Annotated in this window: 15 protein-coding genes; 8 read left to right on the forward strand and 7 right to left on the reverse strand. The window is 65.8% G+C overall.

Translation table 11 applies throughout. The features are described from left to right. Positions 1-15 precede the first annotated feature (15 nt). From HMPREF3014_RS16315 to HMPREF3014_RS16330, 4 genes are all read right to left on the reverse strand, one after another. Complete coding sequence (locus tag HMPREF3014_RS16315; RefSeq protein ID WP_003085109.1) at positions 16-1,125, reverse strand: ABC transporter ATP-binding protein; 1,110 nt, start codon at positions 1,123-1,125, stop codon at positions 16-18. A 233-nt stretch (positions 1,126-1,358) separates the two neighbouring features. Beyond that, on the reverse strand, positions 1,359-2,393 hold the full coding sequence (locus HMPREF3014_RS16320; protein WP_003085106.1) for a polyamine ABC transporter substrate-binding protein: 1,035 nt from the start codon (positions 2,391-2,393) through the stop codon (positions 1,359-1,361). 128 nt (positions 2,394-2,521) lie between these two features. Then, positions 2,522-3,154: a response regulator gene (locus HMPREF3014_RS16325; protein ID WP_003085103.1), complete on the reverse strand. Its 633-nt coding sequence runs from the start codon at positions 3,152-3,154 to the stop codon at positions 2,522-2,524. Positions 3,155-3,199: 45 nt separating this feature from the next. Then, a complete protein-coding gene (locus HMPREF3014_RS16330; protein ID WP_009875783.1) occupies positions 3,200-5,593 on the reverse strand; it encodes a PAS domain-containing sensor histidine kinase in 2,394 nt (797 codons plus the stop codon). 151 nt (positions 5,594-5,744) lie between these two features. Here HMPREF3014_RS16330 and HMPREF3014_RS16335 point away from each other — a divergent pair, with 151 nt between their 5' ends. Continuing rightward, positions 5,745-6,806: an alpha/beta hydrolase family protein gene (locus HMPREF3014_RS16335; protein ID WP_009875782.1), complete on the forward strand. Its 1,062-nt coding sequence runs from the start codon at positions 5,745-5,747 to the stop codon at positions 6,804-6,806. Here HMPREF3014_RS16335 and HMPREF3014_RS16340 read toward each other — a convergent pair whose 3' ends face one another. Genes HMPREF3014_RS16340 through HMPREF3014_RS16350 form a run of 3 tightly spaced genes read right to left on the reverse strand, consistent with a single transcriptional unit; the run spans position 6,807 to position 9,254 of the window. Beyond that, positions 6,807-7,565, reverse strand: coding sequence for a DnaJ domain-containing protein (locus HMPREF3014_RS16340; RefSeq protein ID WP_009875781.1), 759 nt, complete (start codon positions 7,563-7,565; stop codon positions 6,807-6,809). A 1-nt stretch (position 7,566) separates the two neighbouring features. After that, positions 7,567-8,241 carry an N-acetylmuramate alpha-1-phosphate uridylyltransferase MurU gene (gene murU / locus HMPREF3014_RS16345; protein WP_003117959.1) on the reverse strand — a complete coding sequence of 225 codons (675 nt, stop codon included), beginning with the start codon at positions 8,239-8,241 and terminating at the stop codon, positions 7,567-7,569. Further along, positions 8,238-9,254, reverse strand: a complete 1,017-nt coding sequence (locus HMPREF3014_RS16350; RefSeq protein ID WP_023086928.1) for an aminoglycoside phosphotransferase family protein — start codon at positions 9,252-9,254, stop codon at positions 8,238-8,240. The genes murU and HMPREF3014_RS16350 overlap by 4 nt, the downstream gene beginning before the upstream one ends. Positions 9,255-9,380: 126 nt before the next feature. On the opposite strand from HMPREF3014_RS16350, the gene lptD reads away from it, so the two are divergent. The 7 genes from lptD to glpE all read left to right on the forward strand — a co-directional run bounded on the left by lptD (position 9,381) and on the right by glpE (position 16,986). Further along, complete coding sequence (gene lptD, locus HMPREF3014_RS16355; RefSeq protein ID WP_004352244.1) at positions 9,381-12,164, forward strand: LPS-assembly protein LptD; 2,784 nt, start codon at positions 9,381-9,383, stop codon at positions 12,162-12,164. Then, complete coding sequence (locus tag HMPREF3014_RS16360) at positions 12,145-13,437, forward strand: peptidylprolyl isomerase (RefSeq protein WP_003109024.1); 1,293 nt, start codon at positions 12,145-12,147, stop codon at positions 13,435-13,437. The genes lptD and HMPREF3014_RS16360 overlap by 20 nt, the downstream gene beginning before the upstream one ends. Then, complete coding sequence (gene pdxA, locus HMPREF3014_RS16365) at positions 13,434-14,420, forward strand: 4-hydroxythreonine-4-phosphate dehydrogenase PdxA (RefSeq protein ID WP_003085089.1); 987 nt, start codon at positions 13,434-13,436, stop codon at positions 14,418-14,420. The genes HMPREF3014_RS16360 and pdxA overlap by 4 nt, the downstream gene beginning before the upstream one ends. Positions 14,421-14,535: 115 nt before the next feature. Further along, complete coding sequence (rsmA, locus tag HMPREF3014_RS16370; protein WP_003161932.1) at positions 14,536-15,342, forward strand: 16S rRNA (adenine(1518)-N(6)/adenine(1519)-N(6))-dimethyltransferase RsmA; 807 nt, start codon at positions 14,536-14,538, stop codon at positions 15,340-15,342. Positions 15,343-15,378: 36 nt separating this feature from the next. Next, positions 15,379-15,759 (forward strand): Co2+/Mg2+ efflux protein ApaG, encoded by a 381-nt coding sequence (gene apaG / locus HMPREF3014_RS16375; RefSeq protein ID WP_003085085.1) that lies wholly within the window; start codon positions 15,379-15,381, stop codon positions 15,757-15,759. Beyond that, positions 15,759-16,610, forward strand: coding sequence for a symmetrical bis(5'-nucleosyl)-tetraphosphatase (locus HMPREF3014_RS16380; protein ID WP_003113213.1), 852 nt, complete (start codon positions 15,759-15,761; stop codon positions 16,608-16,610). The genes apaG and HMPREF3014_RS16380 overlap by 1 nt, the downstream gene beginning before the upstream one ends. 43 nt (positions 16,611-16,653) lie before the next feature. Beyond that, on the forward strand, positions 16,654-16,986 hold the full coding sequence (glpE, locus tag HMPREF3014_RS16385; protein WP_003099577.1) for a thiosulfate sulfurtransferase GlpE: 333 nt from the start codon (positions 16,654-16,656) through the stop codon (positions 16,984-16,986). Positions 16,987-16,997: the final 11 nt, after the last annotated feature.

Here is a 16,997-nt window from a genome sequence, read left to right on the forward strand (position 1 = left end):
CGGGACTGCCGGCGCTCACGCCGCCGGCAGAGGGTCGAGCGCCCTCACATGCTCGACCTGCCAGCCCAGCGGAACCACATCACCGACGCTCAGCGTCGGGTCCAGCTCGGCGATCGGCTGCTTGACGAAGAAGTCGTCGCGGCCGCAAACCTCCAGGCGCACACGCACGTGGTCGCCCAGGTAGACGAACTCGGCCACGCGGCCGGAGAAACGGTTGACGCAAGACTCGCTGGCACCGTTCAGGCGCACCCGCTCGGGGCGGATCGACAAGGTTACCGGCTCGCCCGGCTGGCCGACGTTGACCGCCAGCGCCTCGACCTTCTCGCCGCGCGGCAGTCCGACCACGCAGCGCTCGCCGTCGCAACTGAGAAGCTGCCCGGATAGACGGTTGTTCTCACCGATGAAGTTGGCCACGAAGGTGTTGCGCGGCTGCTCGTAGAGATTGCGCGGCGGCTCGATCTGCTGGATTTCGCCCTGGTGGAACACCGCCACCCGGTCGGACATGGTCAGCGCCTCGCCCTGGTCGTGGGTGACGTAGACCACGGTGACACCGAGGCGCTGGTGCAGATGCTTGATTTCCATCTGCATGTGCTCGCGAAGTTGCTTGTCCAGCGCTCCCAGGGGCTCGTCCATCAGCACCAGTTGCGGCTCGAAGACCAGCGCGCGGGCCAGCGCCACGCGCTGCTGCTGGCCACCGGAAAGCTGCGCCGGATAACGCCCGGCGAAGGCGTCGAGCTGGACCATCGACAACGCGCGCTTGACCCTTTCCTTCACGTCGGTCTTGCTCATGCCGCGGACGCTGAGGGGAAAGGCCAGGTTCTCGGCCACGGTCATGTGCGGGAACAGCGCATAGTTCTGGAACACCATGCCGATGTCGCGCTTGTGCGGAGGGACATTGTTGATCGAGCGACCGGCCAGGAGGATTTCGCCGGCGGTGGGGGTTTCGAAACCGGCCAGCATCATCAGGCTGGTGGTCTTGCCGGACCCGGAGGGGCCGAGCAGGGTGAGGAATTCGCCCTTGCGAATGTCCAGGTTGAGATCCTTCACGATGAGGGTCTCGCCGTCGTAGCTCTTCTGCACGCCACGGAAGCTGACCAGCACATCGCCGCCTTGAGTCTCGGCCATAACCGCACCTTTGTTCGTTTTATGGATGCTGTGCGAACAGCCTAGAGAACCCGGCGCAGGACGCAAATCGGCCGGCAAGAGAGTTTTCTATCAGGGGAAAGGAAAGCTCTTTGTAGGAATCGCCCTACAAAAAAGATGCATCCCGGAATGGGCCGAACCGCTCTGGGAAGGGGCTTTCGAGAAGAGCAAAGGTTTGCGCGCCAGCGCTCTCCGGCTGGCGCGCAACGGCCTCCTCAGCGCTTGGCCCAGTTCTGGAAACGCTGCTCCAGGGCCTCGCCGTGCTCCGCCCAGAAGGCCACGTTCATACCCACCGCGTTCTGCATGTTCTGCGGCGCGGTCGGCAGGTTGGCAGCCACTTGCGGATCGAGCAGGCCTACCGCCTTGCGGTTGGCCGGGCCGTAGGCGATGTTCTCGGCGAAAGCCTTCTGCTGCTCCGGCTGGCTGGCGAAACGGATGAACTCCTCGGCCAACTGCTTCTTCCAAACCCCGACCGGCAGCGCCCAGAAGTCGAAATCGTAGACGCCGCCGCTCCAGACCATTGCCAGGCGCTGCTTCTCGGCCTGCGCCGCGGCGATCCGCCCGTTGTAGGCCGAACTCATCACCACCGTGCCATCGGCCAGGTCGCGCACAGGGTCCTGCCCGGACTTCCACCAATGGATATAGGGCTTCAGCTCGTCGAGCTTGCGGAATGCCCGCTCGACGCCGGCGGGCGTCGCCAGCGTCTGGTAGACGTCCTTCGGCGCCACGCCATCGGCCATCAGGGCGAACTCCAGGCTGTACTTGGCGCCCCAGCGCAGGCCGCGCTTGCCGGGAAACTTCTTCACGTCCCAGAAATCCGCCCAGCCCTGCGGGCTGCCCGCAACCTTGCCGGGGTTGTAGGCAAGCAGCGTGGTCCAGACGAAGATGCCGACTCCGCAGGGCTGCACCGCGCCGGGAACGAAATCCGCGGGATCGCCGACCTTCGCCATGTCCAGCTTCTCGAACAGACCTTCCTCGCAACCGCGCGCCAGCTCCGGCGCCTCGACTTCCACCACGTCCCAGGAGACGTGGCTGATCTCCACCATGCGCTTGAGCTTGGCCAGGTCGCCATTGTAGGAGCCATGCACCACGCGATTGCCGGTGGCGCTCTTGAAGGGTTTGTAGAACGCGGTTTCCTGGGCTTCCTTGTTGGCGCCGCCGAAGGAAATCACGGTCACGTATTCCGCCCAGGCGGGCGCGGTAACTCCGAGAAGGGCGCACAACAGGCCCGTCCTCATGGCTGGCAACATCGTTTCTTCTCCTTATCGTGTTGGCCGGCAAGCATCATTCCCTGCCGCGCGGAAGCCAGGTAGACAGCAGATCGCGAAAACCGGACCTGGCGCACAAGCCGCGAGCAAAACCTGGGCGAACGCCCCTGTCAGAGCAGGCGGTGCTCCATCGCGTAGCGCACCAGGTCGGCTACCGAATGCGCGTTGAGCTTCTGCATCAGGCGTGCCTTGTGGGTACTGATGGTCTTGTTGCTGACCGCCAGTTGCTGGGCGATCTCGTTGACGTTGGCGCCCTGCACCAGCCGCTCGAACACCGAGAACTCGCGCTCGGAAAGCAGCGCATGGGGCGGACGCGAATCGGTCAGGCCGACCTCGAAGACCATCCGATCGGCAAGGTCCGGGTCGATGTAGCGTCCGCCGCCGGCGACCCTGCGGATCGCGGTGAGCAGCAATGCCGGATCGCTGTCCTTGGTGGCATAGCCGGCAGCACCTATCTTCAGGGCGCGGGCGGCCATCTGCGCCTCGTCGTGCATCGACAACACCAGGATCGCCGGCGGCTCGTTCAGCGCGCGAATCCGCGGAATCGCCTCGAGGCCATTGACGCCGGGCATGGAGATATCCAGCAGGACCACCTCGCAAGGCGTTCCGCGCAGGGTTTCCAGCAACTGCTCGCCATTGGTGGCCTCGCCGACCACCTGCAGGTCCTTGGCCATGCCAATCAGTTGCTTGATGCCTTCCCTGACGATCGTGTGGTCTTCAGCGACCAGGACTCGGATCACCACTCTTTGCTGCCTCACGCTGTTCCGCCTTGCCGGCGGTTGTTCTTGTCACGGGCCCGCGACGCCCAGCGGAATCCTCACGCTGAGCGTGGTGCCCTCGCCGGGGGCACTGTCGATGTCCAGCGTACCGCCCATCATCAGCACCCGCTCGCGCATGCCGACCAGGCCGAAGGAACTGCCACGCCCCACCGTGGCAACATCGAACCCGCGACCGTCGTCGCTGACGCTCAGGCACAGCTCGTCGCCCTCGCGCAGCAGACGCAGTTGCACAGTATGCGCCTCGGCATGCCGCATGACATTGGTCAACGCCTCCTGGAGGATGCGGAACAGGCCGATAGCCTTGGCGTCGACCAACTGCGGCGAGTTCTCCGGCACCTCCACCAGGCAGGGAATTTGCGTGCGCGCCTCGAAGCGCCGCGCCTGCCACTCCACCGCCGAGCCGATTCCGGCGTCGAGGATCGGCGGGCGCAGTGCGGTAGCCACGTCGCGCACCAGCTGGAACAACTGGGCGATCAGCTTTTTCATGTTGCCCAGGCGTTCGCGCAGGCCCTCCTGGGCATCGGCATAGGCCAGCTCGCACATCGAGGTTTCCAGCTTCAGCACCGTCAGCACCTGGCCCAGCTCATCATGGACCTCGCGGGCGATACGCGCCTTCTCCTCCTCCCGCACCGACTCCAGGTGCGCCGACAGCTCGCGGAGCTGGGCGCGCGACTCGCCGAGTTCGAGTTCGATCTGCTTGTTCGCGGTGATGTCCCAGACCACCCCGTCCCAGACCGCGCGACCATCCTCGAAACAGCGCGCCGAAGCCTTGATGTCGGCCCAGCGCAATTCGCCCTGGCGGGTGAGGATGCGGCCCTGCCAATGCCAGTCGCGATTCTCGTCGAGGGCAGCCATCTGGCTCGACCAGTAGCGCTCGCGGTCGTCGGGATGGACCAGGCCACGAATGCCGCGGCCGCTCTCGATCAGTTCGCGAGCGCTGTAGCCGACCAGCGCCTCGCTGCCCTCGCTGATATAGGCGAAGTCGGAAAACGCGCCGGCCCGCGGGCGCTCCAGGCGGAAGACCATGCCCGGCACGTTGGAGGCGATGCCCTTCATCCGCGCCTCGCTTTCCTGCAATGCCTCGCGGGCACGGCGGCGCTCGGTGACGTCGCTGAGGAACACCACCAGATACTCGGACGTGCCGAAGCGCAGGAAGCTAAGCGAGACGTCGGCCGGCAGCCAACTGCCGTCGGCGCGCAGGCAGCGGGTCTCGAAGCTGAGCGGGCCCTCCTCGCTATTGCGCGCACGACGCCAAAGATTCAACCAGCGGTCCATGTCCAGGCCGGGCTCGAAGTCGGCCAGCGGACGGTCCACGAGTTGGCCGTCGGCATGGCCGAGCATCTGTTCGGCGGCGCGGTTGGCGTAGCGTACGCGGCTGTCCCAGTTGACCCAGAGGATGCCCAGGGTGCTGTTGTCGATGGAGAACTGGGTCAGGCGCAGCGCCTCCTCGGCCGCCTGGCGCAGCTCCAGGTCGCGGCGGGCGCCGTACAGCCGGGCTTCCAGCGCATGCTGCTGGCGCCGCTGGAGGAACACCGCCGCCAGCGCGCCGGCCAGCAGCAGGCCGAGGAGGATCGACAGGTTCTGCCAGAACCCCGGCGACTCGCCGAGGCGCGGATACTTGGGTTGCAACCAGCGCTCGTGCAACTGGTCCAGGGACTTGCGCGGCAGCGAGCGCAACGCCTGGTCGACCACCATCGCCAGTTCCGGCCAGTCGCGACGGGTCGCCACCCGTAGCAGTTGCGGGTAGCCGATGTCGCCAACCACCGCTAGCTCGGCGAACTCCGGCTCGCGAGTCAGGCGGCTGAGTTGCGCTTCGTCGATCACCGCGTAGCGTGCCTGTCCGGCGAGCACGGCGCGCAGCACCTCGCGTTCGGAATCGGCCGCCCCCCATTGCAGGCCGCTATAGGTGCTGCTGAGGTAGTCGGCTACCGAACTGCCGGCCCGCACGGCAACCCGGGTATCGCGCTCCAGTTGCTCCAATTCGACGCTGCCGCTGCCATCGCGCTTCCCCACCACCAGCCGGGAAACCCGCAGGTAGGGATCGGAGAACAGCCACAAGCGCAGCCCGGCTGGGGTCTGGCTGAGGCCGGGAGCGATATCCACGCGCCCAGCGCGCAGGGCATCGTCGAGCGCCGCCTGGTCGGGATAGCCCTGCCACCGCAAGGTCACCTGCATTGCCGTGGCCAGCCAGCCCATCAGCTCCACGTTGGCCCCGGAATACTGTTGCAGGCGGCGGTCGTACTGGGCATAGGGCGCTTCGGTGACCACCCCGACGCGCAATTCCCGATGCTCCGCCAGCCAGGTCCGTAGCTCCGCCGTCAGCGGCAAGGCGACCGACTCCTCCGCTCGCACGGGCAGGCTCAACAGCAGACAGAAGAAGAGCAGACAGCAACGACGCAACATGCCGGCGACACTCCACGGAATACACCGCAACGGAAGGAAAAGCGGGCATACCTTACCGCGAGCGCGACCGGCGAACCATGCGAAGGCTCGGCCTGACAAAGAAGTGCTCTGGGTTTAGGCTGCCTTCTGGATTGTCTATCGGGAATTTCCAATGCCGGCCTTCTCTCTACTGCCGAAGCCCTCCGCCCTGCTGCCGCTGCTATTGGCCGCCGCTTTCCTGCCGCCGGCTTTCGTTCATGCCGAAGAGGAGGCCGCCAAGGACCAGCCGCCGGCCCCCGTGGAACGCCCGGCGGTCAGCGAGCGCAGCCAGGACGAGGCCAAGGGGCTGGAGCGCCAGTTGCCGGAGGACGGCCAGCAGATCCTCAAGGCCGGCGACGAAAGCTTCCTCACCCTCTGGTTGCCAGCCAACACCGCCGAGGCCGAAGGTGTAGTGATCCTGGTTCCCGGTGATGGCGAAAGTCCGGACTGGCCGCAAGCCATCGGCCCGCTAAGGCGCAAACTGCCGGATGCCGGCTGGCAGACCCTGAGCCTGGCCCTGCCCGACCCGCAGAGCACCGCGCCGGTTACCCGCCCTGCGGAATCCGCTGCCAGCGCCAGCGCCGACAAGGACGCCAGCGCCGCGGACAGCGCAAGCAAGCCTGACGTGAAAGGAGAAAGCGGCAACGCGCCGGCGCCGGAAAGCACCGCCGAAGCCGGCAGCGGCGAACCGGCGCAGAGCGAGGACCAGGCCCCTCCCCCAGCCATCGATCCGGTCGAGCAGCGCAAGGCGCACGCCGAACGGGTCATGGCGCGCCTGCAGGCGAGCATCGACCTGGCCCTGCAGCACGAACCGAAAAGCGTCGTCCTGCTCGGTCATGGCACGGGCGCCTATTGGGCGGCACGCTACCTGGCGGAGAAGGAGCCTGCGGAAATCCACAACCTGCTGCTGGTTGCCGCGGAGGTACCGCGCGATTTTCGCCCGGCGCTGGAAGATATGGTGCCGAAGCTGAAACTGGCGACCGGCGACTTCTATTACCGCGACGCCCGCGCCGACCGCGAGGCGGCCAGGCTGCGCATGCAGGCCGGCAAGCGGCAGAAACACCCGGCCTACGTACAAATCGCGATGCAGGCGCTACCGGCCGACCCCAAGGCGGAGCAGGAGCAACTGTACCGACGAATCCGCGGCTGGCTCAGCCTTCACCTGCAGGCCGATGCGCAGAAACCTGCGGAGTGATCAGCGGAACCCCTCACGCTCTCGGACCAGGGCGTAGGCCGCCTGCAATTCACGGGTTTTCTCGGTAGCCGCACGCACGCGCTCGACGCTGGCGCCGGCTCCCGCCAGTTTGTCCGGATGGTGCTGGCTGATCAGCTTGCGATAGGCGCGTTTGATCAGCGCCGGCTCGCTTCCGGCCTCCACGCCGAGCAGCAGCAGGGCCTCACGGTAGCTATCCCGGGCGACAGCGCGCGTCCGCTTCGGCATGACCCGCGCCGACAAGCGTTCCGTTCGCTCCGCCGACCAACCCAGCCAGCGCCCCCATTGCAACACCAGTTGTCGCGCCGACTGGCTGAGCACGCCGCCAGCCCAGGCCATCCGCCAGCAGGCGAGCAATACTGCCTCCGCACGTTCGCCCTTCAGACGCGCGACCTCCGCCTGCAGATGGGCGATGCCGGCCTTGCCCTTGCCGAAGGACGCGATGGCACGCCGCTGGGCTCGCCTATCGAGCTTGCGCAACGCCATCTCCTCGCGCGCCTGGCGGATATGCATCTCCTCCACCCGCCCGCCGCTCTTGGCCAGATAGCCGAGCAACTGGAACAGCAGGTCGTCCTCATCGTTCACCGCCCGCCCGCGCAAGCGCGCCAGCAGGCCGCGCCAGGACTCCAGATGCAACCTGCGGTCCAGCAGTTGCCCCAGCAGGCCGCCGAGCAGGGCGCCGGGGATGCTGGCCAGGGCCCAGCCGGCTCCGGCTCCGATCAGCGTAGCGGGCCAGAGCATCTCAGGCGTGCTCCGCCAGCAATCGCTCGACTTCCGCCAGGCGCTCGTGGGTACCGACGTCGACCCACTGCCCACGATAGTGTTCGCCGCTGACCCGCCCCGCGGCGATGGCCTTGCGCAATAGCGGCGCCAGCTTGAAGGCGCCCGGCTGGCAGCCCTCGAACAGCGCGGGATGCAGTACGGCGATCCCGCTGTAGGTCAGGTTGCCGCCCGCTTCGCGGGTCTCGCCCACCCGTCCGCCGGCATCCAGGTGGAAATCGCCGGCGGGATGGTGCGCCGGGTTGTCGACCAGCACCAGATGCGCCAGGTCGCCGTCGGCAAGATGCAGCCGAGAGTAGTCGAAGTCGCTCCAGACATCGCCGTTGAGCAACAGGAACGGCTGCTCGCCGAGCAACGGCAGGGCGCGGAAGATTCCGCCACCGGTTTCCAGCGGTTCACCCTCCGGGGAATAGGCGATCCGCCCGCCCAGGCGCGAACCGTCGCCGAGATAGGCCTCGATCTGCTCGCCAAGCCAGGCATGGTTGATCACCCAGTCGTCGACTCCGGCCTGGCGCAGCGCCAGCAACTGACGCTCGATCAATGGCACGCCGGCGGCCTCGATCAGCGGCTTGGGCGTGTGCAGGGTGGTCGGCCGCATGCGCTCGCCACGCCCGGCGGCGAGGATCATCGCCTTCATGCCTCGGCTCCCTGCGGCAGCGAGGCCAGCAGCTCGCCCAGTTCGGCCAGCTCGGGACGGCGCGCCACGGCGGTTTCCAGATAACGGAAGAAGCGCGGCACGTCACCCAGGTAGCGCGGCTTACCGTCGCGGTGACAGATACGGGCGAAGATGCCAATCACCTTCAGGTGGCGCTGCACGCCCATCAGGTCGCTGGCACGGAGGAAGTCCTCGAAGCTTGGCGGCAGCGGGATGCCGGCCCAGGTCGCCTTCTTCCAGTAACGGTTCAGCGCGGCATGCACGCGCGGCTCCGGCCAACTGACGAAGGCGTCCTTGTACAGGCAGGTGACATCGTAGGTGACCGGGCCGTGCAGGGCGTCCTGGAAGTCGAGGACGCCCGGGTTGGGCTCGCTGAGCATCAGATTGCGCGGCATATAGTCGCGATGGACGAACACCCGCGGTTGCTCCAGCGCGCTGCGTACCAGCAGGTCGCAGATCCGTTTCCAGCGGGCCAGCGTCTCGCCCTCCAGCTCCACGCCGAGGTGGCGGGCCAGGTACCATTCGGGGAACAGCTGCAGCTCGCGGCGCAGCACCGCTTCGTCGTAGGCAGGCAGGACACCGGCGACATCGACCTTCTGGAAGGCGATCAGCGCATCCAGGGCCGGTTCGAACAGCTCGTCGGCATTCCCGGGATGAAGCACGTCGAGGTAGGTCTGCCGGCCCAGGTCACTGAGCAGCAGGAAACCGTTCTCCAGATCCTGGGCGAGAATCCTCGGCACATGCACGCCGGCTCCGGCGAGCAGTCCGGCGACCTTGACGAACGGTCGGCAGTCTTCCTGGGGCGGCGGCGCGTCCATCACCACCAGGCTGCGGTCCCCTCCCTGCCAGCGGAAATAACGACGGAAGCTGGCGTCGCTACTGGCCGGGATCAGTTCGGCGGGGGGCACTTCCCCCCAACCTTCGGCAACGAACAACTCGGGCAAACAAGAGTCCAACCAGCGATTCAGCTGCTGGAAACGGGCATCATCAGACATTTACGGGGTTCTCCACGGCCCTAGCCGTTGCGCAGGTCATGCTTTATTATCCAGCATCTTTTTCAGCCCATCGAGAGGCGTGCGGCCCACCGGGCCGATGGCGCGCAGGAAGCCCGGATTAACAAGATGGCAGTGAAATCCCTCGTGTTTCGAAGAAAGTTTCCCCTGCTGGTCACCGGCAGCCTGCTGGCTCTGCAGCCGGTCGCAGCATTGACTGTACAGGCCGCCGATCAGTTCGACTGCAAGGTATCGGCCACCGGCGGCTGGGATTGCTCCCCGCTGCAGAACGCCAATGCCAACCTGCCACCGCGCCCGGCGCATACCGCGACCTCGGTCAGCACCGCCGCGGCGGGCACCAGTGTATCCGGCAGCGGAGGCGAAACCGTCGAGGCAGAGCCGACCCAGCGCCTGGTCACCGAGTCCGGCGGTCGCGCGCTGAAATCCCGCAGTGCGGACTACTCGCACCTCGACTGGATTCCTCGGGAAAAACTGACCGCCGCCCAGTTGGCGGAAATCGGCCCCTATTGCGGCGGCTCCTACATCGAGCCGGTGCGTCCGGGCATGGATGACGGCGCGCCCAGCGACGAGAGCCCGACCTACGTATCCGCCAAGGCTTCGCGCTACGAGCAGGAAAAACAGATCGCCACCCTCGCCGGTGACGTGGTCCTGCGCCAGGGCAGCATGCAGGTGGAAGGCGACGAGGCCAACCTGCACCAGCTGGAAAACCGCGGCGAACTGGTCGGCAACGTCAAGCTGCGCGACAAGGGCATGCTGGTGGTCGGCGACCACGCCCAGGTCCAGTTGGACAACGGCGAAGCCCAGGTCGACAACGCCGAGTACGTGATCCACAAGGCCCATGCCCGCGGCAGCGCGCTCTACGCCAAGCGCAGCGAGAACGCCATCATCATGCTCAAGGATGGCACCTACACCCGCTGCGAACCGAGCAGCAACGCCTGGACCCTGAAGGGCAACAACGTCAAGCTGAACCCGGCCACCGGCTTCGGCACCGCGACCAACGCGACCCTGCGGGTCAAAGATTTCCCGGTGTTCTACACCCCGTACATCTATTTCCCGATCGACGACCGCCGCCAGTCCGGCTTCCTGCCGCCGAGCTTCAGCAGCACCAGCGACACCGGCTTCACCCTGGTCACCCCGTACTACTTCAACCTGGCGCCGAACTACGACGCCACGTTGTACCCGCGCTACATGGCCAAGCGCGGCATGATGCTGGAAGGCGAGTTCCGCTACCTGACCCACAGCAGCGAAGGCACCGTCAACGCCGCCTACCTGAACGACAAGGACGATCACCGCGAGAACTTCCCGGACTACAGCAAGGACCGCTGGCTGTACGGCCTCAAGAACACCACCGGCCTCGATTCGCGCTGGCTGGCCGAGGTCGACTACACGCGGATCAGCGATCCCTATTACTTCCAGGATCTGGATTCCGACCTGGGCGTGGGTAGCACGACCTATCTCAACCAGCGGGGCACGCTGACCTATCGCGGTGATACCTTCACCGGCCAGCTGAACGCTCAAGCGTACCAGTTGGCAACGACTACAGACGTGACACCCTACGAACGCTTGCCGCAAATCACTTTCAATGGATTCATTCCCTACGAGCCAGGCGGGGTGAAGCTCAACTACAGCACTGAGTTCGTACGTTTCGACCGGGATTTGGATGACAATGTCTACCTGAACGACGACGGTAGCGTTTGGGGGCGACGCCCCGACGCATATCTGAAGGGGCTTGCGCGCTCCACCGGTGACCGTATCCATCTTGAGCCAGGCATGAGTCTGCCGATGACCCAGAGTTGGGGCTATCTGACCCCGACCCTGAAGTTCCTCTATACGAAGTACGATCTGGATCTGGACAGCCAGGGCAAGCAAACCCTTACTGCATATGACGAAACATTCGATAGCAGTCAGGATCGCTCGCTTCCGTTGGTCAAGGTTGATAGTGGCCTGTATTTTGATCGTGATACGACCTTTGCCGGCACGCAGTTCCGACAAACCCTGGAACCAAGAGCGATGTATCTGTACGTTCCGTACAAGGACCAGGACAATATTCCGGTATTCGACACCAGCGAACCGTCGTTCAGCTATGACTCCCTCTGGCGAGAGAATCGGTTCTCCGGCCGTGACCGTATCGGAGACGCCAACCAATTGTCGCTCGGCGTGACTACCCGCTTCATCGAATCCAACGGATTCGAGCGCGCCAGCTTGAGCGCTGGCCAGATTTACTATTTCCGTGATCGTCGTGTACAACTGCCCGGCCTGACCGAAAAAGATTTGGATCGTCTGCGCGTGACCAATCCTGATCTGAAGGATCCGGATACCGATAGCTGGCGTTCGCCATATGCACTGATGGGGCAATATCGCTTCAATCGCGACTGGAGGGTTAGTTCCGACTTCAACTGGAACCCCAACACCAGCCGTACCGAGTCGGGCAGTGCAATGTTCCACTACCAGCCGGAAGACAACCCGAACAAAGTGGTCAACGCCGGTTACCGGTACCGTGAAGACGCCCGCCGCTTCAACGGTGCAACTGGTCGGTACATGTACGGCCGTGAAGACGACATCATCAAACAGCACGACTTCTCGGTCATCTGGCCGCTGGTACCGCAGTGGTCCGTACTCGCCCGCTGGCAGTACGACTACAACAAGAACCGCACACTCGAGGCCTTCGGTGGCTTCGAATACGACAGCTGCTGCTGGAAGCTGCGTCTGATCAACCGTTACTGGCTGGACGTGGATGACGATGCCTTCCTCAACCAAAATGAAAAAGCCGACCGCGGCATCTTCCTGCAGATCGTCCTGAAGGGCCTCGGCGGCATCGTGGGCAACAAGGCTGAAATGTTCCTCGACAAAGGCATCCAAGGTTATCGTCAACGTGAAGATCAAGCTATGTAACCGGCTGCGCCCCCTTGCATTGGGCGCAGCACTCCTTTGCTCCTTCGCGCATGCCGAAGTGGTACCACTGGACCGGGTCGTCGCCATCGTCGACAACGATGTGATCATGCAGAGCCAGCTCGACCAGCGCCTGCGTGAAGTGCACCAGACGCTGCTCAAGCGCGGCGCGCCGCTGCCGCCCGAGCACGTGCTGACCCAGCAGGTGCTGGAACGCCTGATCATCGAGAACATCCAGCAGCAGATCGGCGACCGCTCCGGCATCCGTATCTCCGACGAGGAGCTGAACCAGGCGATGGGCACCATCGCCCAGCGCAACGGCATGAGCCTGGAGCAGTTCCAGGCCGCCCTCACCCGCGACGGCCTGTCCTACGCCGACGCCCGCGAGCAGGTCCGTCGCGAGATGGTGATCAGCCGTGTGCGCCAGCGCCGGGTCGCCGAGCGCATCCAGGTCAGCGAGCAGGAGGTGAAGAATTTCCTCGCCTCGGACATGGGCAAGATCCAGCTTTCCGAAGAGTATCGCCTGGCCAATATCCTGATCCCGGTGCCGGAAGCCGCGTCCTCGGACGTGATCCAGGCCGCCGCAAGGCAGGCCCAGGAGCTTTACCAGCAGCTCAAGCAGGGCGCCGACTTCGGCCAACTGGCGATTTCCCGCTCGGCCGGCGACAACGCCCTGGAAGGCGGCGAGATCGGCTGGCGCAAGGCCGCCCAGTTGCCGCAGCCGTTCGACAGCATGATCGGCTCCCTGGCCGTCGGCGACGTCACCGAGCCTGTCCGCACCCCCGGCGGCTTCATCATCCTCAAGCTGGAAGAGAAGCGCGGCGGCAGCAAGATGGTCCGTGACGAAGTGCATGTCCGCCATATCCTGCTCAAGCCCAGCGAAATCCGCAGCGAAGCGGAGACCGAGAAGCTGGCGCAGAAGCTGTACGAGCGCATCCAGTCCGGGGAAGACTTCGGCGAACTGGCGAAGAGCTTCTCCGAAGATCCGGGTTCCGCCCTCAACGGCGGCGACCTGAACTGGATCGACCCGGAAGCCCTGGTGCCCGAGTTCCGCCAGGTGATGAACGATACCCCGCAGGGCGAGCTGTCCAAGCCGTTCCGCTCGCAGTTCGGCTGGCACATCCTGCAGGTCCTCGGCCGTCGCGCCACCGACAGCAGCGAGAAGTTCCGCGAGCAGCAGGCGGTAAGCGTACTGCGCAACCGCAAGTACGACGAGGAACTGCAAGCCTGGCTGCGGCAAATCCGCGACGAGGCCTACGTGGAAATCAAGCAGTGAGCCTGCGCTTCGCGCTCACTCCCGGCGAGCCGGCAGGTATCGGACCCGATCTGTGCCTGCTGCTCGCCCGCTCCGCCCAGCCCCACCCCCTGATCGCCATCGCCAGCCGCACGCTCCTGCAAGAGCGCGCCGGCCAACTGGGCCTGGCGATCGACCTTAAGGACGTTTCCCCGGCCGCCTGGCCAGAGCGACCGGCCAAGGCCGGCCAACTGTACATATGGGATACGCCCCTGGCCGCCCCGGTCCGGCCCGGGCAATTGGACCGAGCCAACGCCGCCTACGTCCTGGAAACCCTGACCCGCGCCGGCCAGGGCTGCCTCGACGGGCACTTCGCCGGGATGATCACCGCACCGGTGCACAAGGGCGTGATCAACGAAGCCGGCATCCCCTTTTCCGGCCATACCGAATTCCTCGCCGACCTCACCCACACCGCCCAGGTGGTGATGATGCTGGCCACTCGTGGCCTGCGCGTTGCCCTGGCGACCACCCACCTGCCGCTGCGCGAGGTCGCCGACGCCATTAGCGACGAGCGCCTGTCCCGGGTCGCGCGCATCCTCCACGCCGACCTGCGCGACAAGTTCGGCATCGCCCATCCGCGCATCCTGGTCTGCGGACTCAACCCGCACGCCGGCGAAGGCGGTCACCTGGGCCGGGAAGAGATCGAGGTGATCGAACCCTGCCTCGAGCGCCTGCGTGGCGAAGGCCTCGACCTGATCGGCCCGCTGCCGGCCGACACCCTGTTCACTCCCAAGCACCTGGAGCATTGCGACGCAGTGCTGGCGATGTACCACGACCAGGGTCTCCCCGTGCTCAAGTACAAGGGCTTCGGTGCCGCCGTGAACGTGACCCTCGGCCTGCCGATCATCCGCACCTCTGTCGACCACGGTACCGCGCTCGACCTGGCCGGAAGCGGCCGCATCGATAGCGGCAGCCTGCAGGTCGCCCTGGAAACCGCCTACCAGATGGCGGCCAGCCGCTGCTGACGGCGGTCGGCCATCGTTTAGCCCTGCCGGCCCGACGCTTCGCTGTTAAAATGGCGCCCTTTCGCATCCGCGCCTCCCGCCTTGGCCTGGGGCCCGCAGCCTGGAACCGTTTCCAATGTCCGAGCTTTACCAACACCGCGCGCGCAAGCGCTTCGGCCAGAACTTCCTGCACGATGCCGGGGTGATTCACCGCATCCTCCGTGCCATCCATGCCCGCGAGGGTCAGCGCCTGCTGGAGATCGGCCCGGGCCAGGGCGCCCTGACCGAGGGACTGCTGGGCAGCGGCGCACGCCTGGACGTGATCGAGCTCGACCAGGACCTGATCCCCCTGTTGAAGCTGAAATTCGGCCTCGAGTCGCGCTTCAGCCTGCACCAGGGCGACGCCCTCAAGTTCGATTTCGCCTCGCTGGTGGAGAGCGGCGAGAAGCTGCGAGTGGTCGGCAACCTGCCCTACAACATCTCCACGCCACTGATCTTCCATCTGCTGGAGTACGCGCCGGTGATCGAGGACATGCACTTCATGCTGCAGAAGGAAGTGGTCGAGCGCCTGGCGGCCACGCCGGGCGGCGGGGACTGGGGCCGGCTCTCGATCATGGTCCAGTATCACTGTCGGGTGGAGCACCTGTTCAACGTCGGCCCCGGCGCGTTCAACCCGCCGCCCAAGGTCGACTCGGCCATCGTCCGCCTCACCCCCTTCGCCGAGCCGCCCCATCCGGCACGCGACCCGAAACTGCTCGAACGGGTGGTCCGCGAGGCCTTCAACCAGCGCCGCAAGACCCTGCGCAACACCCTCAAGCCTCTCCTGAGCGTCGAGGACATCGAGGCTGCAGAGGTCGATCCGACCCTTCGTCCCGAACAACTCGACCTGGCCGCATTCGTCCGCCTGGCCAACCGGCTGGCCGAGCTGCCAGGCAATCGTTAGTCTGATGAGACACTCGTCAGGAATCAGGCAAGCCGTATGAGCGATACCCAGCACCAGGTCAACGTCAGGGTCGACACCCGCTACCTTCCGGAACAGTCCGCCCCGGAGCAGAACCGTTTCGCCTTCGCCTACACGGTGACCATCGAGAACCAGGGCGAGGTTCCGGCCCAACTGCTGTCGCGCCACTGGATCATCACCGACGGCGACGGCCGTACCCAGGAAGTTCGCGGCGCCGGCGTGGTCGGCGAGCAACCGCTGATCGCCCCCGGCGCGCAACACACCTACACCAGCGGCACGGTGCTGGCGACCCGGGTCGGCAGCATGCGCGGCAGCTATCAGATGCTCGGCAGCGACGGAATCGCCTTCGACGCCGCGATCCCGGTGTTTCGCCTGGCCGTACCGGGAGCGCTGCACTGATGGCGGTCTACGCGGTAGGCGACCTGCAGGGTTGCCTGGATCCCCTGAAATGCCTGCTGGAGCGCGTCGCCTTCGACCCGGCCAAGGACCGCCTGTGGCTGGTCGGCGACCTGGTCAACCGCGGCCCGCAGTCCCTGGAGACGCTGCGCTTCCTCTATGCCATGCGTGAGTCGGTGGTCAGCGTCCTGGGCAACCACGACCTGCACCTGCTGGCGGTGGCGCACAAGTCCGAGCGCCTGAAGAAGTCCGACACGCTGCGGGAAATCCTCGAGGCGCCGGACCGCGAGCCACTGCTCGACTGGCTGCGTCGCCTGCCGCTGCTGCACTATGACGAACAACGCAAAGTCGCCCTGGTGCATGCCGGCATCCCCCCGCAGTGGAGCCTGGAAAAAGCCCGCCTGCGCGCAGCCGAGGTGGAGCAAGCATTGCGCGACGACCAGCGCCTGCCGCTGTTCCTCGACGGCATGTACGGCAACGAGCCGGCCAAGTGGGACAAGAAGCTGCATGGCATCGACCGCCTGAGGGTGATCACCAACTACTTCACCCGCATGCGTTTCTGCACCGAAGATGGCAAGCTCGACCTGAAGAGCAAGGAAGGCCTCGACACCGCGCCGCCCGGCTACGCCCCCTGGTTCAGCTTCCCTTCGCGCAAGACCCGCGGTGAGAAGATCATCTTCGGCCACTGGGCGGCCCTCGAAGGTCACTGCGACGAGCCCGGCCTGTTCGCCCTGGACACCGGCTGCGTCTGGGGCGCGCGGATGACCCTGTTGAACGTCGACAGCGGCGAACGCCTGAGCTGCGATTGCGCCGAACAGCGCGCGCCGGCCAGACCCGCCGCCACGCCCGCATGAATCCCCGGCGTCCGGTGGACGCCCTGTACACAGGTACCCCGACATGAGCGACACCTTCCAGCGCATCGCCCCCGAACAGGCCCGCCAGCTCCGCGAAAACGGCGCCCAGGTGGTCGACATCCGCGACCCGCAGAGCTTCGCTGTCGGCCACATCAGCGGCTCGCGGCACATCGACAACCACTCGGTGGCGGACTTCATCGCCGCCGCCGACCTCGACGCTCCGCTGGTGGTGGTCTGCTACCACGGTAACTCCAGCCAGAGCGCCGCCGCCTATTTCATCCAGCAGGGCTTCAGCGACGTCTACAGCCTCGACGGCGGCTTCGAGCTATGGCGCAGCGTCTATCCCGCGGATACCAGCAGCGGCGAAGCGGAGTAGGCCGCGCCGCT

The sequence above is a fragment of the Pseudomonas sp. HMSC065H01 genome, assembly GCF_001815235.1.
Taxonomy (GTDB): Bacteria; Pseudomonadota; Gammaproteobacteria; order Pseudomonadales; family Pseudomonadaceae; genus Pseudomonas; species Pseudomonas aeruginosa.